13 protein-coding genes are annotated in these 14,838 nt (G+C 71.3%); 8 read left to right on the top strand and 5 right to left on the bottom strand.

Annotated features, from left to right (window positions below):
* Positions 1 to 74 precede the first annotated feature (74 nt).
* The 3 genes from FLX08_RS43080 (at position 75) to FLX08_RS31565 (ending at position 3,645) form a co-directional block, all read left to right on the top strand.
* The gene (locus tag FLX08_RS43080; protein ID WP_167530641.1) at positions 75 to 1,280 is read left to right on the top strand and encodes a PAS domain-containing sensor histidine kinase; all 1,206 of its coding nucleotides are present in this window, start codon (positions 75 to 77) and stop codon (positions 1,278 to 1,280) included.
* A gap of 47 nt (positions 1,281 to 1,327) precedes the next feature.
* Positions 1,328 to 2,269, top strand: coding sequence for an RNA polymerase sigma-70 factor (locus FLX08_RS31570; RefSeq protein WP_142623918.1), 942 nt, complete (start codon positions 1,328 to 1,330; stop codon positions 2,267 to 2,269).
* A 146-nt stretch (positions 2,270 to 2,415) separates the two neighbouring features.
* On the top strand, positions 2,416 to 3,645 hold the full coding sequence (locus FLX08_RS31565) for an NAD(P)/FAD-dependent oxidoreductase (RefSeq protein WP_142623917.1): 1,230 nt from the start codon (positions 2,416 to 2,418) through the stop codon (positions 3,643 to 3,645).
* 37 nt (positions 3,646 to 3,682) lie between these two features.
* Here the strand turns inward: FLX08_RS31565 and FLX08_RS31560 are convergent, their stop codons facing one another.
* On the bottom strand, positions 3,683 to 4,891 hold the full coding sequence (locus FLX08_RS31560; protein WP_142623916.1) for a coiled-coil domain-containing protein: 1,209 nt from the start codon (positions 4,889 to 4,891) through the stop codon (positions 3,683 to 3,685).
* 339 nt (positions 4,892 to 5,230) lie between these two features.
* Positions 5,231 to 5,842 carry a TetR/AcrR family transcriptional regulator gene (locus FLX08_RS31555; protein ID WP_142623915.1) on the bottom strand — a complete coding sequence of 204 codons (612 nt, stop codon included), beginning with the start codon at positions 5,840 to 5,842 and terminating at the stop codon, positions 5,231 to 5,233.
* 145 nt (positions 5,843 to 5,987) lie between these two features.
* Here FLX08_RS31555 and FLX08_RS31550 point away from each other — a divergent pair, with 145 nt between their 5' ends.
* From FLX08_RS31550 to FLX08_RS31525, 5 genes are all read left to right on the top strand, one after another.
* Positions 5,988 to 6,722, top strand: a complete 735-nt coding sequence (locus tag FLX08_RS31550) for an SDR family NAD(P)-dependent oxidoreductase (protein ID WP_142623914.1) — start codon at positions 5,988 to 5,990, stop codon at positions 6,720 to 6,722.
* Positions 6,723 to 6,753: 31 nt separating this feature from the next.
* The gene (locus FLX08_RS31545) at positions 6,754 to 7,377 is read left to right on the top strand and encodes an NADPH-dependent F420 reductase (RefSeq protein ID WP_142623913.1); all 624 of its coding nucleotides are present in this window, start codon (positions 6,754 to 6,756) and stop codon (positions 7,375 to 7,377) included.
* A gap of 134 nt (positions 7,378 to 7,511) precedes the next feature.
* Entirely contained in the window at positions 7,512 to 7,658 is a 147-nt protein-coding gene (locus FLX08_RS42525) for a hypothetical protein (RefSeq protein WP_244313057.1), read from the top strand.
* Between the two features lie 424 nt (positions 7,659 to 8,082).
* A complete protein-coding gene (locus FLX08_RS31530; protein ID WP_142623912.1) occupies positions 8,083 to 9,120 on the top strand; it encodes a hypothetical protein in 1,038 nt (345 codons plus the stop codon).
* 101 nt (positions 9,121 to 9,221) lie between these two features.
* On the top strand, positions 9,222 to 10,277 hold the full coding sequence (locus tag FLX08_RS31525; protein ID WP_142623911.1) for a glycosyltransferase family 2 protein: 1,056 nt from the start codon (positions 9,222 to 9,224) through the stop codon (positions 10,275 to 10,277).
* On the opposite strand, the gene FLX08_RS31520 is transcribed toward FLX08_RS31525, so the two are convergent.
* The 3 genes from FLX08_RS31520 to ltrA all read right to left on the bottom strand — a co-directional run bounded on the left by FLX08_RS31520 (position 10,269) and on the right by ltrA (position 14,253).
* Complete coding sequence (locus tag FLX08_RS31520; protein WP_142623910.1) at positions 10,269 to 11,054, bottom strand: DUF4352 domain-containing protein; 786 nt, start codon at positions 11,052 to 11,054, stop codon at positions 10,269 to 10,271. The genes FLX08_RS31525 and FLX08_RS31520 overlap by 9 nt on opposite strands.
* A gap of 206 nt (positions 11,055 to 11,260) precedes the next feature.
* A complete protein-coding gene (locus FLX08_RS31515; RefSeq protein WP_142623909.1) occupies positions 11,261 to 12,892 on the bottom strand; it encodes a TROVE domain-containing protein in 1,632 nt (543 codons plus the stop codon).
* Between the two features lie 23 nt (positions 12,893 to 12,915).
* Positions 12,916 to 14,253 carry a group II intron reverse transcriptase/maturase gene (ltrA, locus tag FLX08_RS31510; protein WP_208761781.1) on the bottom strand — a complete coding sequence of 446 codons (1,338 nt, stop codon included), beginning with the start codon at positions 14,251 to 14,253 and terminating at the stop codon, positions 12,916 to 12,918.
* Positions 14,254 to 14,838: the final 585 nt, after the last annotated feature.

The following is a 14,838-nucleotide window of genomic DNA, read 5'->3' as shown; positions in this document are numbered from 1 at the left end:
CAGTGACCGGTGTCGGACGGGCTGCCTGTCATGCCGACGGCGGGGTCCGGAAGGCGGGGTGTGGGATGGGCACCGTGGTCACGAGGGCAGAGGCCGACTACGAGGCGGTGTTCCGGGTGAGCCCGGCCCTGTCGATCCTGCTGGCCACCGACTTCACCGTGCTCGACATGAACGACTCCTGTCTCAGCCTGGCCAGGCGCAGCGCGCGCGACGTACTGGGCCGCTGCCTGTTCGAGGTATTCCCGCCCAATCCCGCCGCGCCGCAGGACGCCGGCCAGCAGGGGCCGCCGGTGCTGCAGACCTCCCTGGAACGGGTGCTGACCACCTGCCGCCGCGACTTCATGCCCCTGCAGCGGTACGACATCGAGGCGGTGGACAGGCCCGGGGTGTTCGAGGAGCGTTACTGGAGCACGGTCAACACGCCCGTGCTCGGCCCGCACGGCGAGGTCCTGATGATCGTCCTCACCAGCGAGGAGGTCACCGACTTCGTCCGCGCGCTGCGGCGCCCCGGGGGAGGCGGCGAGCACGGCTCCCTGGCCCAGCACCTGCAGACCCTCAACGATCAGCTCAGGCGGGCGCACCTGGAGCAGTGCGAGACGACCTCCGCGCTGCGCGAGGCCGTCGAGCGGCAGCGGCGGCTGGTCTACGACGCCTCCCACGATCTGCGCAACCCCATCACGGGCCTGCTCGCCGAGCTGGAGGTCGCGCTGGCCGACCCCGGCACCGACCTGCAGCGGATCCTGCGCACGCTGCTGCGCGACGCGGAGCGGCTCAACGACATCGTGGCCGACCTGCTCGACCTCGCCCGCCTGGACAGCGAGACCCACGAGGACGAGCGCCTCATCGACCTCGCCGGTTTCGTCAGCGAGGAACTGGACCGCCACACCCCAGGCGCCGCCGTGCGCACCCGCCTCGACCCCGGCGTGTGCGTACGCGCCTCGGCGGTCCGCCTGGCCCGCCTGCTGAACAATCTGCTGGCCAACGCCGAGCGGCACGCGCGGTCCACGATCGAGGTCGTGGTCACCGCCGACCCTCCCGACGCCGTTTTCGAACTCATCGACGACGGTCCCGGCATCTCGCCGGAGGACCGCGAACGCGTCTTCGAGCGCGGCTACCGCTCGAAGGAGGCCAGCGCACGGGATCCCGGCGGGTGCGGGCTGGGCCTGCCCATCGCGCGGGAGATCGCCCAGGAGCACGGCGGCCGGCTGTACGCCGCCGAGCACGACGGCGGCGCCCGGGTCGTCCTGCGTCTCCCCCTCGTCTCCGGGCGCTGCTCCTGAGTTCGCCCCGCACACAGTGGCGATTCGGCACGACCTAGGATCGGGTCATGCCCTTGACCATGAACGACGTCGACCGGTTCGAGGCGTCCAGGCCGCGTCTGGAGGCCATCGCCTACCGGCTCCTCGGCTCCGCCGGTGAGGCCGAGGACGCCGTGCAGGAGACGTTCCTGCGCTGGCAGGCCGCCGACGTCGGCCACGTCGAGGTCCCCGAGGCATGGCTGACGAAGGTGCTCACCAACCTGTGCCTCAACCAGCTCACCTCCGCGCGGGCGCGCCGCGAGACCTATGTGGGCCAGTGGCTTCCCGAGCCGCTGCTCGCCGGCGACCCCATGCTCGGCCCGGCCGACACCGCCGAGCAGCGCGAATCGGTCTCTTACGCGGTGCTCACCCTCATGGAGCGCCTGTCCCCCAGCGAGCGGGCGGTGTACGTGCTGCGGGAGGCCTTCGACTACCCGCACCGGGAGATCGCCCAGATCCTCGACATCACCGAGGCCGCCAGCCAGCAGATCTTCCATCGCGCCAAGAAGCACGTCGCCGACGGCAAGGCCCGCACCTCGGCCGACAGGGCCGCCGCCCGGCGCGTCGTCGAGGAGTTCCTGGCCGCCGCCACCACGGGCCGGATCGAGCCGCTCGTGGGCCTGCTCACCGAGGACGCCGTCGCGATCGGCGACGGCGGCGGGAAGATCCCGGCCCGCGCCAAGGCGTTCACGGGCGCCGTCGCGGTCGCGAAGTTCCTGCGGGGCCTGTTCAAACCCGCCGAGGCCAAGCAGGCCCTGGTCGGCGGCGAGTCCCAGATCTACCTCTGGACCGCCAACGGCGAGCCCGCCGTCGTGGCCGTCGTGGACGGCCGGGTCGTCGGCATCATGTGCCTGGAGGTCACCGCCGAGGGGATCGCAGGGGTGCGCAGCCAGGTCAACCCGGACAAGCTCGAACGCGCGACCGCCCAGTGGGCCGCGGCCGACCACGGGGAGCCCGTGCTCACCGTGTGAGTTCATCGCTGTGGGGTCACCATGCGAGTTCACGGTGCGAGTTCACGGTGCGAGTTCACGGTGTGAGACACGTCACATCGCCGTCCTGTCAGGAACCCGCGTGCTGCCCGGTTCAGGTGGCAGATCGCACAGACAGGAGCAAGGCAATGCAGCACCGCATCATCGTTCTTGGAGGCGGATACACCGGAGCCCTCGCCGCCGGCCGCCTGGCCAGGCGGCTTCACCGCGAGGACGTCGCCATCACCCTCGTCAACGCCGAACCCGACTTCGTCGAGCGCGTCCGCACGCACCAGCTGGCGACCGGCCAGGATCTCAAGCCCCGGCCGTACAGCGAGATGTTCGCGGGCACCGGCGTCGAGCTGAAGCTCGCCAAGGTCACCGGCCTCGACGCCGACCGCAAGAGCGTCACCGTCGCCGGCGTGAACGGCGCCGGCTCGACCGCGCCCGGGTCCGGCGCCGGGATCGAGGAACTCTCCTACGACACGCTCGTCTACGCCCTCGGCAGCGGCTGGAACGCCCAGGGGGTCCCCGGGGTCGCGGAGCACGCCTACGAGATCGCCGGCCGGCCCGGGGCGCTCCGCCTGCGCGAGCGCCTGGCCGGCCTCGGCGCCGGGCAGACCGTGGTCGTCGTCGGCGGCGGACTCACCGGCCTGGAGGCCGCCACCGAGATCGCCGAGGCCCGCCCCGACCTCGACGTCGCGCTCGTCGCCGGAGGCGTTCTCGGCGACTGGCTGTCGCCCAAGGGCCGTGCGCACCTGCGGAAGGTCTGCGGCACGCTCGGGATCACCGTGCACGAGAACACCGCCGTCACCGGCGTCGAAGCCGACCGTGTCACCACCGCCGGCGGCGCGGCCATCCCCGCCGCGGTCACCGTGTGGGCCACCGGCTTCGCGGTCAACCCGATCGCCGAGGAGACCACCCTGGAGATCACCGGCACCGGGCAGATCGTGGTCGACGCGACCATGCGCTCGGTCTCGCACCCGGACGTGTACGCCGTGGGCGACGCGGCCCTGGCGATGGGCCCGGGCAACAAGCCGCTGCGCATGTCGTGTGCCTCTGGCACGCTGGCGGCCTGGCAGGCCGCCGATGCGATCGTGGCGCGCCTGACCGGCGGAAAGCTTCCGAAGGTGCCGGTCCGCTACTTCAACCAGTGCATCTCGCTGGGCCGCAGGAACGGCCTGATCCAGTACGTCACCGCCGACGACCGCTCGGTGGGGGCGGTCCTGACCGGGCGGCCGGCCGCCGTGTACAAGGAGATGATCTGCAAGGGCGCCGCCTGGAACGTCGCCAACCCGACGTTCGGGCTGCCGGTCCGGCGCCGCCGCGTCACCGGGAAGCCGGCCGCGGCGGGCTCGGCCGTCGAGGCGGCGGCATAGCGCGTAGCAGGCGGCCAGAGGAGACGACGGAGCGCCGTCACGGCCCAGGTGGTGGCACGGGTGGTTGTCCGGGAGCATCCTGGCGCAGCCGCAGCTCGGCGGCGACCGCGCGTTCGCGCAGCTGGGCCGCCTCGGCCCGGGCCACGTCGAGCTGCGCGCGCAGGTCGGCCAGCCGGGCCCGTTCCAGCGACAGCTCCGCCTGGATCCGCTCCCGCTCGGTCGCGGCGGCACGGGCGTCCTGCTCCGCCCGGGCGGCCGTCGCGACAGCCGCACCCGCGCGCGCCTCGGCCTGCGCCGCCTCCGCGCGCAGCCGGGCGGCCTCCGCGACGGCCTGCTCGCGGGCCGCCTCCGCCGCCTCGGCCCTGGCCAGCACCCGGTCACGCTCGTCGTGGGCCTGCGCCACGGCCCGGTCGCGCTCGGCCTCCGCACGTGCGACCGCGCGGTCGCGTTCGGCCTCGGCCGCCTGGGCGCGGGCCAGCGCGGCGGCGCTGGACTGCTCGGCCTCACGATGCGCGCGGCGGGCCAGCTCCGCCTCCGCCCGCGCCGCCCGCGCGTCGGCCTGCGCCTCGTCGCGTTCCTGGACGGCCTGCCCGGCCTGCTCCCGGGCCAGGCGGACCTCGGCCACGGCCCGGTCCACCCGGTCGGCAAGTTCGCGTACGGCCTGCTCGCGGGCGGTTTCGGCGGCCTCGGCCCGGCGGACCGCTTGGTCGGTCTCCTGCCTGGCCCGCCGTTCGGTGCTCGCCGCCTCCCGCAGCGCGGCCAGGGCCTGTTCGCGGGCGGTTTCCGCGTCGGCGAAGGCGATGTCCCGCTCGGCGTAGGCCTCCTCCGTACGGCGGCGGGCCTCCTCGGCCTCCCTCCGGGCCTCCTCGGCGGCCTCGCGGGCCAGCCGCACCTGCTCCAGCGCCTGCTCGCGCTCGGCGCGGGCGATGGCGACGCTCGTGTGCGCCTCGGCCTGGATCGCGCTCAGCTTCGCCTCGACTCCCGCCGGGCTCAGCTCCTGGGCGAGCACCTGCGCCAGCGGCTCGATCGCCGCCGCCAGGCCCTTCTCCATGCGTTCGTACAGGTCTTCCACCCGCGCCAGCGCGCCCTCCAGGCCCGGTGTGGCCGGGCGCAGCTCCCGCTCCCTCTTGGCCGCCGCCTGGCAGTCGCCGTCCGGGCAGTACTCGCGCGGCCTCCCCCGCCGGATCGGCTGCTCGATGGGCGCGCCGCAGTGCTTGCACGCGGTGATGGTCACGGAGGTCGTCACGGCGGCCCAGCCTACCGATTTTCTGGATTTCTGGAAATGGAAAATCGAAAAGCATGATCCGTTGCGTGCCGAGCGCGGCCGGATAACTTGGGAGATGGGTAATTCTCGCAAGCTATCCGAGCCATGCTGCTGCCCTGCACGGCCACATCCCGCCCGTCGTACGTCGGCTCGTACTGAAGGTCTCGCTGGACAGTCCCGCGGCCACGAACAGCACGCGGGGCTCCGGGTCGAGCCGGGTCGTCGGCGGCTGCTCCGGCGGGGGTCAGTCCCGTGTCGCGCGTACCAGCGGGTGCAGCCGCGCGACCGGCAGCGCGTTCAGCCCGGCCGCGGAGTGCCAAGTCAGCTTGGCACTTCCTCCCGTCGCCGGTGGTCGCCTGCTGTGGTGGGGATGGCGTTGTCGATGAGGACGGCGGCGATGGCGGCGGCGGTGGGGAAGGCGTCGGCATTGAGAACCCGGGTGCGGGCCGCGGCGCCGTCGATGAGCAGCGCGAGCTGCTCGCCGAGCTGTTCGGGGTCGGCGGCGCCGGCTTCGCGGGCGGTGTCGGCGAGCCGCGCTGCGACGGCCTTCTTGTAGTCGCGTGCGTACTGGGATGCGGGGTGCTGGGGGTCGTGGAGTTCGACGGCCGCGCCGATGTAGGGGCACAGGGGGGTGTCGGGGGGGATGTCGAAGGCGGCGAGGAGCCGTTCGCGGGGCGTGAGGTCGGTGCGGTCGAACACGCCGGACAGAACGGAGGGGTCGAACCGGCGCAGGTATTCGGCGACGAGTTCGTCCTTGCCGGTGAAGTGCTGGTAGGCCGTGCGCTTGGACACCTGGGCCGCCGCGCAGAGCTGGTCCATGCCGGTGCGGTTGATGCCCTGCTCGCGGAACAGCTGCTGCGACGCGCTGAGGATGCGCTCGCGGGCGCCCCGGCCCCGGCGGCGGCCCTTCGGGCCCTTCTCCAACTCCGTCATGGGTCCATGGTACGGCCGGCTGGGTAACGACCGGTGTACATAGTTTGCGCCGCGCCCGCCCTGCCCGTACGGTAAGCACACAGATCGGTGTACATAACACCGTCTCCCCTGGTGCGTACGGCACCACCGACCCGAGGAAGCGACTATGGGAAAGCTCGACGGCAAGGTCGCGGTCATCACCGGCGGCACCACCGGCATGGCGCTGGCCGGCGCGAAGCTGTTCGTCGATGAAGGAGCGCACGTCTTCATCACCGGCCGCCGCCAGGAGGCCCTTGACGAGGCCGTGAAGCAGATCGGCCGCAACGTCACCGGCGTCCAGGGCGACGCCGCCGACCTGGACGACCTGGACCGCCTGTACGACACCGTCAAGCGGGAGAAGGGCAGCCTTGACGTGCTGTGGGCCAGTGCCGGCGGCGGCGAGCCCGCCCTGCTCGGCGAGATCACCGAGGCCCAGTTCGACGCCTGGTTCGGCCTGAATGCCCGCGGCACCCTGTTCACCGTCCAGAAGGCCCTTCCGCTCTTCAACGACGGCGGTTCCATCCTCATGACCGGCTCCAACGCCTCCCTCGGCGCCTTCCCCGGCTGGAGCGTCTACGCCGGCAGCAAGGCCGTCCAGCAGGCCTGGGCACGTGTCTGGCTCAACGAGCTCAAGGACCGCCGCATCCGCGTCAACGTCCTGACCCCCGGCCAGGTCGCCACCGCCAAGCAGGAAGAGCTCTTCGACGAGGCCACCAAGCGCCAGTTCGAGTCCCTTATCCCCCGCGGCCAGATGGGCCGCCCCGAAGAAATCGCCAGCGTCGCCCTCTTCCTCGCCTCCGACGACTCCAGCTACGTCAACGGCATGGAACTCGTCGTCGACGGCGGCACCACCGCCATCTGAACCGGAGAACCACACCAGGGCAGGACATGTCATGAGCACCATCAGCATCATCGGCACGGGAAACATGGCCCGCACCATCGGCGCGCGGGCGGTAGCGGGCGGCAACACCGTCGAAGTCATGGGCCGCGATCAGTCCAAGGCCGCTGACCTGGCCAAGGCTCTCGGCGGCGGCGCCACGACAGGAGAATGGGGCACCGCCCCCGCCGGGGACATCGTCATCGTGGCCCTGTTGTACGACGGTGTCGTGCCGGTCATCGCCCGTTATGGAGACGCTCTCGCGGGCAAGGTCATCGTCGACATCAGCAATCCCTTCAATTCGACCTTCGACGGGCTGGCCCACCGCGAGGAGACCTCGATCGCGCAGGAAGTCGCCAAGGCGGCCCCGGCCGGCGCCGGCGTGGTGAAGGCGTTCAACACCGTCTTCCGTCATGTGCTGGAGAAGGGCCGGCCCGACGTCTTCATCGCCGGCGATGACGCGCAGGCCAAGGCACGTGTGGGGGCGTTCATCGAGAGCCTCGGGCTGCGCCCGCTGGACGTCGGCGGCCTGAAAATGGCGCACTGGCTGGAAGGAGCGGGCGTGGTCACGGTGGGCCTCGCCAACCACGGGGTGGGAAACGTGGACTTCGCCCTCGGCATCACCGAACTTCCCGTCTGAGCGAACGGTCGGCGGATCGCGAATTGCCGCCCTAGCTCGGTGTTGCGCCGCACGGCGTTCTTACCGGACTTCTTGTCCGCGAAGACCTTGCGGCAGCCGGCCACCCGCAGGGCGTCGATCCGACGATCGAGGCTTTGACCGCGGGTGGAAACGCGGGCGTAAGCGACGCACACCTGCCGTCTGCTCTGGCCAGTGGGCTCAAGAAGGCGGCGCACATGGCAGAGGCACACGGTTTCCGCCCGGGCAAGGACCTGCTCGGCATCTGGGGCCGGGTGAACTGACACGGGCATGGGGTTTCCCGGCGCGGAGACATTGACGGTGCAGCTCTAGCTCCGGCCGCATCGGCACCTCGTCGAACGTCCCGTACGCCGCCGCCCTGGCGGCGCCGCGACCGCAGGAGGGCCCGGACGAGCTGCTGGTCAGGGCGGTGCAGGAGTACGCCGCCCGGCGCCGCCCCGAGGTGCCCCGCAAGGAACCCGAGGAGCTGTCGGCGGGGGTCCGCCTGATGATGACGACGCCGGCGCTGCAGGCCAAGGGGCTCAACCTGCTGCTGGACCTGCAGCGCAGGATGGCCGGCGAACTGCTCAAGGCGTTCCCGGGCCGGCTGGATCCGGTCACCGCCGCCGCGATGACCGGCTCCCTGATCGGCGCCGTCCAGCAGGCGAGCCTGGCGAGCGTCGAACTCGGCCGGTCACAGGACGAGCTGTGGCGAGCCGCGCGGTACGGGCTCGACGTCGCCGCGCGCGGCAGGCCGTGGCCTACGCCCGCGCCCACTCGCCCTACTACCGGGAGCTGCACCGCGCGCTGCCCGACGACATCGACGACCCGGCACGGCTCCCGGTCACCGGCAAGCAGGCGCTCATGGCGCGCTTCTCCACCGTCGCCACGGCCGCACGGTTCCGGCGCGACCATCCGCGGCTCGGCTGGTTGCTGCGGGAGTTCTCCATCGACAAGCCGCTGCCGCAACTGGTGGCCGAGCCGAACCGGTACAAGCCCAGCTCGCTCGCCGGCTTCTCCAGCATGCTAGGGCTGCTGGCCAGGGAGCAGGAGGCCGGCCGCCTGCACATCCACCCGGGGATGGTCATCGCCGACGGCGAGGCGCTGACCGCGGAGAACCGCACCCGGATCGCCTCCGCGTTCCACGCCCAGGTCCGCTCCGCCTACGCCGCCACCGAGTGCGGCTTCCTCGCCTACGGCTGCGCGCACAACTGGCTGCACCTCGACACCGACTGGGTGGTGCTGGAGCCGGTCGACGCCGACCAACGGCCCGTCCCGCCGGGGCAGCCATCACACACCGTCCTGTTGAGCAATCTCGCCAACCGGATCCAGCCGATCCTCCGCTACGACATGGGCGACAACGTCCTGATGCGGCCCGACGCCTGCCCGTGTGGCAGCCCGCTGCCCGCTGTCCAGGTGCAGGGCCGCGCGGCGGAGTTGCTCGAGTTCCCCGCGGGCGGCGACCGGCACGTCCGCATCTCCCCCATGGCGTTCGGCACGCTGCTGGACCGCGTCCCCGGCATCGCGCAGTTCCAGGTCGTGCAGAGCGCGCCGGCCACGCTGCGGGTGCGGCTGACGCAGGCGGACGGCGCCGACCCCGATGACGTGTGGCGGAGCGTACGCGAGGAGATCTCGCGCCTCCTGGCCGAGCACAAGGCCGAGCACGTCGCGCTGGAACGCGCCGTGGAGCCGCCGGAGCAGTCGGCCAGCGGCAAGTTCCGCAGGATCATCCCCCTGGGCCGCTGACTGCATCCCGAATCGACGCCCGAGCCGGGATAATCCCCGATACGGGCGCCGTGGTCGGTCCGGGGAAAGTCACGCTGGACATCGGTGACGGGAGGGCCGGCATGACCGGGGAATCCGCGCTCTCCCCGGGGGTGTCGGTGGTGGTCCCCGTCCGCGGCAGGGTGGCGGCGACCGAGCGGATGCTGGCCAGCGTGCGGGCGGCGGCGGCGCGCTGTCCCGAGCCCGTCGAGGTCCTCGTGGTGGACGACTCCGGTCCGGAGGACGCCGCGCGCCACCGCGAGCAGTGCGAACGGCACGATGCCCGCTATCTGCATGGTCCCCGGCATGTCGGGGCGAAGCGTAACCTGGGCGCTCGTCACGCCTCCCACGATCTTCTGCTGTTCGTCGACTCGGACTGCCGCGCCTCACCCGGCCTGCTGCGGCGGTACGTCAAGACCATCCGCGTGGCGACGGGCACTGCCGGGCTGGCCGGCCCGACGGTCGTCGTGGAGAGCCCGGCGGCCGTGGTCCGGATCATGCGCCGGTCCTCCCTGCTCCACGGCGACCTGAAGAGGCCGGCCGCCGGTGACGAACTGGAGTGGGCGGCCACATCCAACCTGCTGCTACGACGGACGGCGTTCGAAGCGGTCGGCGGCTTCGCGGAGACGTCGCCGACCGTGGCCGGGGGCGAGGACATGGACCTGGGCATCCGCCTGACCAGGCGGGGCTTCACGCTGCGGGCCGAGCCGGACGCCGAGATGGTCCAGGCCCGGCTCGGCCCGGAGTCGGTGCGCAGCGTGTGGCGCAGGCTCTACAGGCAGGGCGGGTCGCAGCAGTGGCTTGCCATGGTCCACCCGGACCGGCGCGTGCCGCGCTGCAACCCGGTCGTCGCCGTGGGCGCGGCGGCTGTCGCGGCGCTGGCCGCCGCTCCCGCGACCCGCGGCCGCAGCATGGTGCTGATACCGGCGACGGCGGCACTCGCGCTCGGGCTGCGGGCACGCGCACGACTCGCCCCCGGCGGTGGTCCGCGGGCCGTCGCCGACGCCGTGGCCTGCGCGGCCCTGGAGCCCGATCCGCACCCTGCGGACAGGGCCGCGGGGGACGTTGGACCTCCTGGGCCTGGCAGTGCGGAAACACGCCGGCTTCGTCTACGCCTTCACTACCTCTGCTTACGTTAGGACCCATTCACCCTTTTGATCTGCGAATCCGCTGTTGAGCGCGAACTGGAACTTCGCGAGTTTCACCGACTCCGGTATCTCATACAGCACCACGCCCTTCCGGATGTCCCCCGGCGAGACCGTGATCGCGCCAAAGAGGACACCCTCGCGGACCTCGCCATAGGTGGTGTTGTACTGCTGCCCCTGGTCGTCGATCAGCTTCGCGCCGTTGGACGGTGCGTCGCTGTAGACGGCCCGCCCCTTGTTCTTGATACGGAACTCGATAGCGACGTACCGGTTGCCGGACTTCGGCTTCAGGAAATCGCTGGCGGGGGTCGCTTTCTCCACGACCTTGGTTACGGTGACGTCGACCTTGACCCCGGGGTCCCTGCCCTCCAGGGTGAGCGTCCCGCCGACTTCGGCTGGTTCCAGTACGCCCTGCTCCGCCGTCCGGTCCTGGGACTGCTCGGTCGTCTGCTGCTGCGACTGCTCCTCGGCCGCCTGGTCCTGCGTCTCCTCGGTAACCTGCTGCTGAGGCTCGGCCATGGTCGTGTCAGCAGGCGCGGTGGCGGTTACGACTTCTGGCGTGTTGCCGCCGGACAGAGCGATCAGTGCGGCGCACCCGGCGAACAGCACCAGGCAGAGCCCGCCGATCACCGCCAGGACGATCAACCCCGTGTTCGACGACTTCTTCGGCGGCTGCGGGGGCTGGGAGCCGTAGCCCGGGGGCGGGCCGTAGAACTGTCCTGGCTGCGTGTGCCACTGCTGCGGGTCCTGAGGGCCTTGCGGGTACGCCATCGCTTGCTCCGGGGGGCGCGAGCTGTATCGGTCCAAAAGCCGATGATCCACCCGCCGATAGGCAGGTCCGGCGGGAGAGATCGAATTGTTAGCCCTCCCCGGGTCAGGACATGGCACTGTGTCCGCCTGTGGTCGGGTTGCCGCGCGTCGGGCTCCTCTCACGGCCGCCTCGCCTGGCCGTACGGTCGGGCGAGGCGGCCTCGTCGCTAGAACGGCCAGCCGGCGTCTCGGCCCGCCTCCAGGAGCGGGATCAGCCGGAAGCACGCGTCGGAGAACCCGCCGAACTCATGGCGGTCGGCGGAGCCGGTCGGCATCGCCGCCGTCCTGTATCCGACGAGGTTGAACCCGTACACCGGCACATGTGCCGGGACCGCGGTCGTGACCCCGCTCGCGTAGTGGCCCGTCATGGTCTGCATGTCCGAGAGGATCACCACCCGGTCATGCCCCTTCCAGGACCTGTGCAGGGCGTCGGCGATCTGCGTGCCGTGGCCGACCTCGCCGATCCGTCCGCAGAAGCGCTCGACCGCGCGCAGCACCGACGCTCCCGGCCGGATCTTGTGCCGGAACGTGCCGTCGGCGAAGCCCACGAGGTCGACCTGGTCGCCGCGCGCCGCCAACGTGACGCCGAACAGCGCGGCGGCCTGGACCGGCGTGACCATCGACCGTGCGGAGACCGCACCGGACGACATCGACGACGACGTGTCGACGAGCACGAGCGTCCGTCCCCGGAACGAGGGCACGTTCCGCGTGGCCAGGGTCAGCGCCGTGTCCAGCGCCCGGCCCCAGCGCGGCGACGGCGCCGACCGGTATGCCGAGTAGAAGCGGAACGGGAGCTGCCGCGACCGCGCGACCTCCTCCGGGTCGGTCAGCTTGGCGATGATCTGGTCCGCGAGCTCGTCACCGACGCCCGCCTCGTCGAAGTTGCGCAGGTTCCGGAGCAGCGCCATGTAGCCCATGGAGGGAATGACCGACGCCCAGGCATCGGCGTCCATCGCGCTCTGCAGCCAGCCGGCGAGCGCCTCCCAGGTGATGCCCGCGGCGGCCAGGCGGCTCGGGTCGGCCAGCGCGGAGCGCCGCTCCCCGACCGGGATGGCGAGCAGCTCGGCCCGGTCGCGCAGCATGCGCAGCGACTGCGGGACCGGCTTGTCCCGGCCGTGACGCCGGTCGAGCGCGTGGGCGAACAGGTCGCCCTGCCACAGCCGCTTGTCAGCGGCCGGGGCGGGATGGACGAGCTCGATGACGTCGCCGAAGCGGAAGGCGCGGGCGTCGCTGTCGTACTTCGCCAGGGACCGCTCCGTGTAGAGCCGCTGGACGGCGTCGGCGACGCCGCGCTTCACCGGCTTGGGGATGGCCCGGCCGTACCGCGACGTCCAGTACGCGAGTGCCTCGCCCGGCTCGTCGGCACGCTGCAGCACGGAGGCGACCAGCTCGCGGTTGCCGCCGTGCAGTCCGGCCGCCAGGCGGGCTCGTACGGCCTCCAGGGCGGCCACGATCGGCGCGGACCGCATGTTCGCCTCGCCGCGCAGCCACGGCAGGAAGCGGGCCAGCCAGTCCCCGTCCTCGACGGCCACCTGGTGGACGAGGGCGCGGAAGCGCTCGTCGCGGTCGCCGGCCTTCTCATAGAAGGTGTCCTCGCCCACCATGGTGGAGACGGCGAGCAGGAACAGCTCCGACTTCGCATCGCGGATGTAGCCGGGGGCACCCTCGTGCGTACGGCCGGTCGGCCTCGCCTCGGTGGTGACCGGGCTGGTGGTCGCGACCTGGGTCGTGCCGCGGTTGAACTTGGAATCGAGTAGGAGGGTCGGGTCGCCCGACCCTCCTCTCACACCACCGGACATGCGGGCCCGCATCCGGCGGTTCGTCAAGCCGTTGTTCTGAGCCTGTGCCAGGTGCTTTGTAGTCCCAGCAGGCCAAGGCCATCCCAGTAGAGGCCGGGCAGTGCCCGCTGGAGGACGACCGACCCGGCAATCCGCCAGTACCCTTTGCTGCTGATGGCCCATTCCCGCGCGGTGCGCTCAGGGATGCCCAGCTTGCGCAGGTTGTGGCGTTTGGCCGAGTAGCGCTTCCATTCCTTCCAGCGGATCTGCCGCATCCGGCGGTGCAGCCACTTGTCCAGCCCCCGCAGCCGTTGAGACAGCTCGGCGAGATGGAAATAGGCCATCCACCCCCTGATGAACGCATTGAGCCTGTCGATTCTGCAGATCATCGACACGCTCCACCCCCGGCCGGTCAGCTCCCGGATCCGGTCCTTGAACCGACTGATCACCTTCGGATCGACCCGGATCTTGACCCCGGAGCGGGTGAAGTAGAACCCGAACCCCAGCAGCGTGGCCTCCCGCGCATGCCGGACCGAGGACTTGTCCCGGTTCACCTTGAGCTTCAACCGCCGCTCGACCACGCCGGTGACGCTGTCGAGCACTCTGCGGGCGGCCCGCTTGCTCCGCACGAAGACCCTAAGGTCATCGGCGTAACGCACGAACCGATGACCGCGCCGCCACAGCTCCCGGTCCAGATCGTCCAACATGATGTTCGACAGGATCGGCGACAGCGGCGACCCCTGCGGGGTCCCCTCCACACTCGCCTGCCTGACCCCATCGACCATCACCCCGGCCTCCAGATACGCCCGGATCAGCCGCAGCACATCACGGTCGTTGACCTTGCGCGCCACCCGCGCCATCAGCATGTCGAAATTGACCCGATCGAAGAACCGGTCCAGATCGACATCCACCACCCACCGCAGCCCGTCGTCGATGCACCGCCGCGCGGCCCGCACCGCCTGATGGGCGGACTTGCCGGGACGGAACCCAAACGACGCGCCCGCGAAATGCGGGTCGAAAATCGGCGTCAGGATCTGCGCGATCGCCTGCTGGACCAACCGGTCCAGCACAGTGGGCACCCCCAGCAGCCGCTCCCCACCACCGGGCTTGGGGATCACCACCCGGCGCACCGGTTGCGGCCGAAACGTGCCCGCGTCCAACGCCTCCCGGACCTTTGCCCAGTGCTCACGCAGCCACGGCCGAAGCTCGGCCGTGGTCATGCCGTCCACACCCGGCGCACCCCGATTGGCCTCCACACGCCTCAACGCCCTGCCCAGATTCGCCGGCGAGAGCATCTGCTCCCACAACGACGTCTCCAGGCCAGGGATCACCGGCTCCGGCGAGGGCGCCGACCGGCCGCTACGCTCCACCGCGGTACTCACCGGAACTCACCGGCCCCTCCCACAGCGGGCCCGCGCATGCGGGATGGCTGCGATCACCGCGACCGGCACGAGCACCTCACCCTCATCGGCTCTACTCGACGTTCGGTCCTTCCCGGCTGGTTGTCCGTTCCCCTCACCGGTACTACGACCTCTGCTGACTTCTGCCTGATCAGATCCAGTCTCACGACCGAACCCGTCGGCGCGGCGACAACGACAGCACAACCGACCCCAGACAGATCTCCCCGGGTAAGAACGACCACTTTCCCCCTACGCCCGCCGCGTCTACGTGACGACCCTGTTGATGGTGACGGGCTTCACCTTCCATGGCAGGCTCACCCAGATCGCCCCGCCTCATACGCGGTTCGTGTTCCTCGGTGCAGGGTTTCGCCTCGGGCTTCCTCCAGACCCCACCTCACGATGACGCCCTTGCCTCCGGCTCGGAGTCAGCACCACCTCTTCCTCCAGGGGACTTCCACCCCCAAGCGATCGCCCATGCCGGGCGCACCATGAAAGCGGGCCCCTTCCGCGATGGGAGGAGCCCGCGTCCAGGCCGTGCCCGAGATCACGTCGGCGAAGCCACGTGGT

This window comes from Microbispora hainanensis, from assembly GCF_006874475.1.
Classification (GTDB): Bacteria; Actinomycetota; Actinomycetes; order Streptosporangiales; family Streptosporangiaceae; genus Microbispora; species Microbispora hainanensis.
This window is presented reverse-complemented; position numbering and strand designations above follow the sequence as displayed.

Bases quoted from the DNA above. Each gene is read 5' to 3' on its own strand.
- FLX08_RS31550 (WP_142623914.1), top strand. From the start codon at position 5,988: ATGGGAAAGCTCGACGGCAAGGTCGCGGTCATCACCGGCGGCACCACC.
- FLX08_RS31525 (WP_142623911.1), top strand. From the start codon at position 9,222: ATGACCGGGGAATCCGCGCTCTCCCCGGGGGTGTCGGTGGTGGTCCCC.
- FLX08_RS31570 (WP_142623918.1), top strand. From the start codon at position 1,328: ATGCCCTTGACCATGAACGACGTCGACCGGTTCGAGGCGTCCAGGCCG.
- FLX08_RS31565 (WP_142623917.1), top strand. From the start codon at position 2,416: ATGCAGCACCGCATCATCGTTCTTGGAGGCGGATACACCGGAGCCCTC.
- FLX08_RS31545 (WP_142623913.1), top strand. From the start codon at position 6,754: ATGAGCACCATCAGCATCATCGGCACGGGAAACATGGCCCGCACCATC.
- FLX08_RS31515 (WP_142623909.1), bottom strand. From the start codon at position 12,892: ATGTCCGGTGGTGTGAGAGGAGGGTCGGGCGACCCGACCCTCCTACTC.
- FLX08_RS31520 (WP_142623910.1), bottom strand. From the start codon at position 11,054: ATGGCGTACCCGCAAGGCCCTCAGGACCCGCAGCAGTGGCACACGCAG.
- FLX08_RS31555 (WP_142623915.1), bottom strand. From the start codon at position 5,842: ATGACGGAGTTGGAGAAGGGCCCGAAGGGCCGCCGCCGGGGCCGGGGC.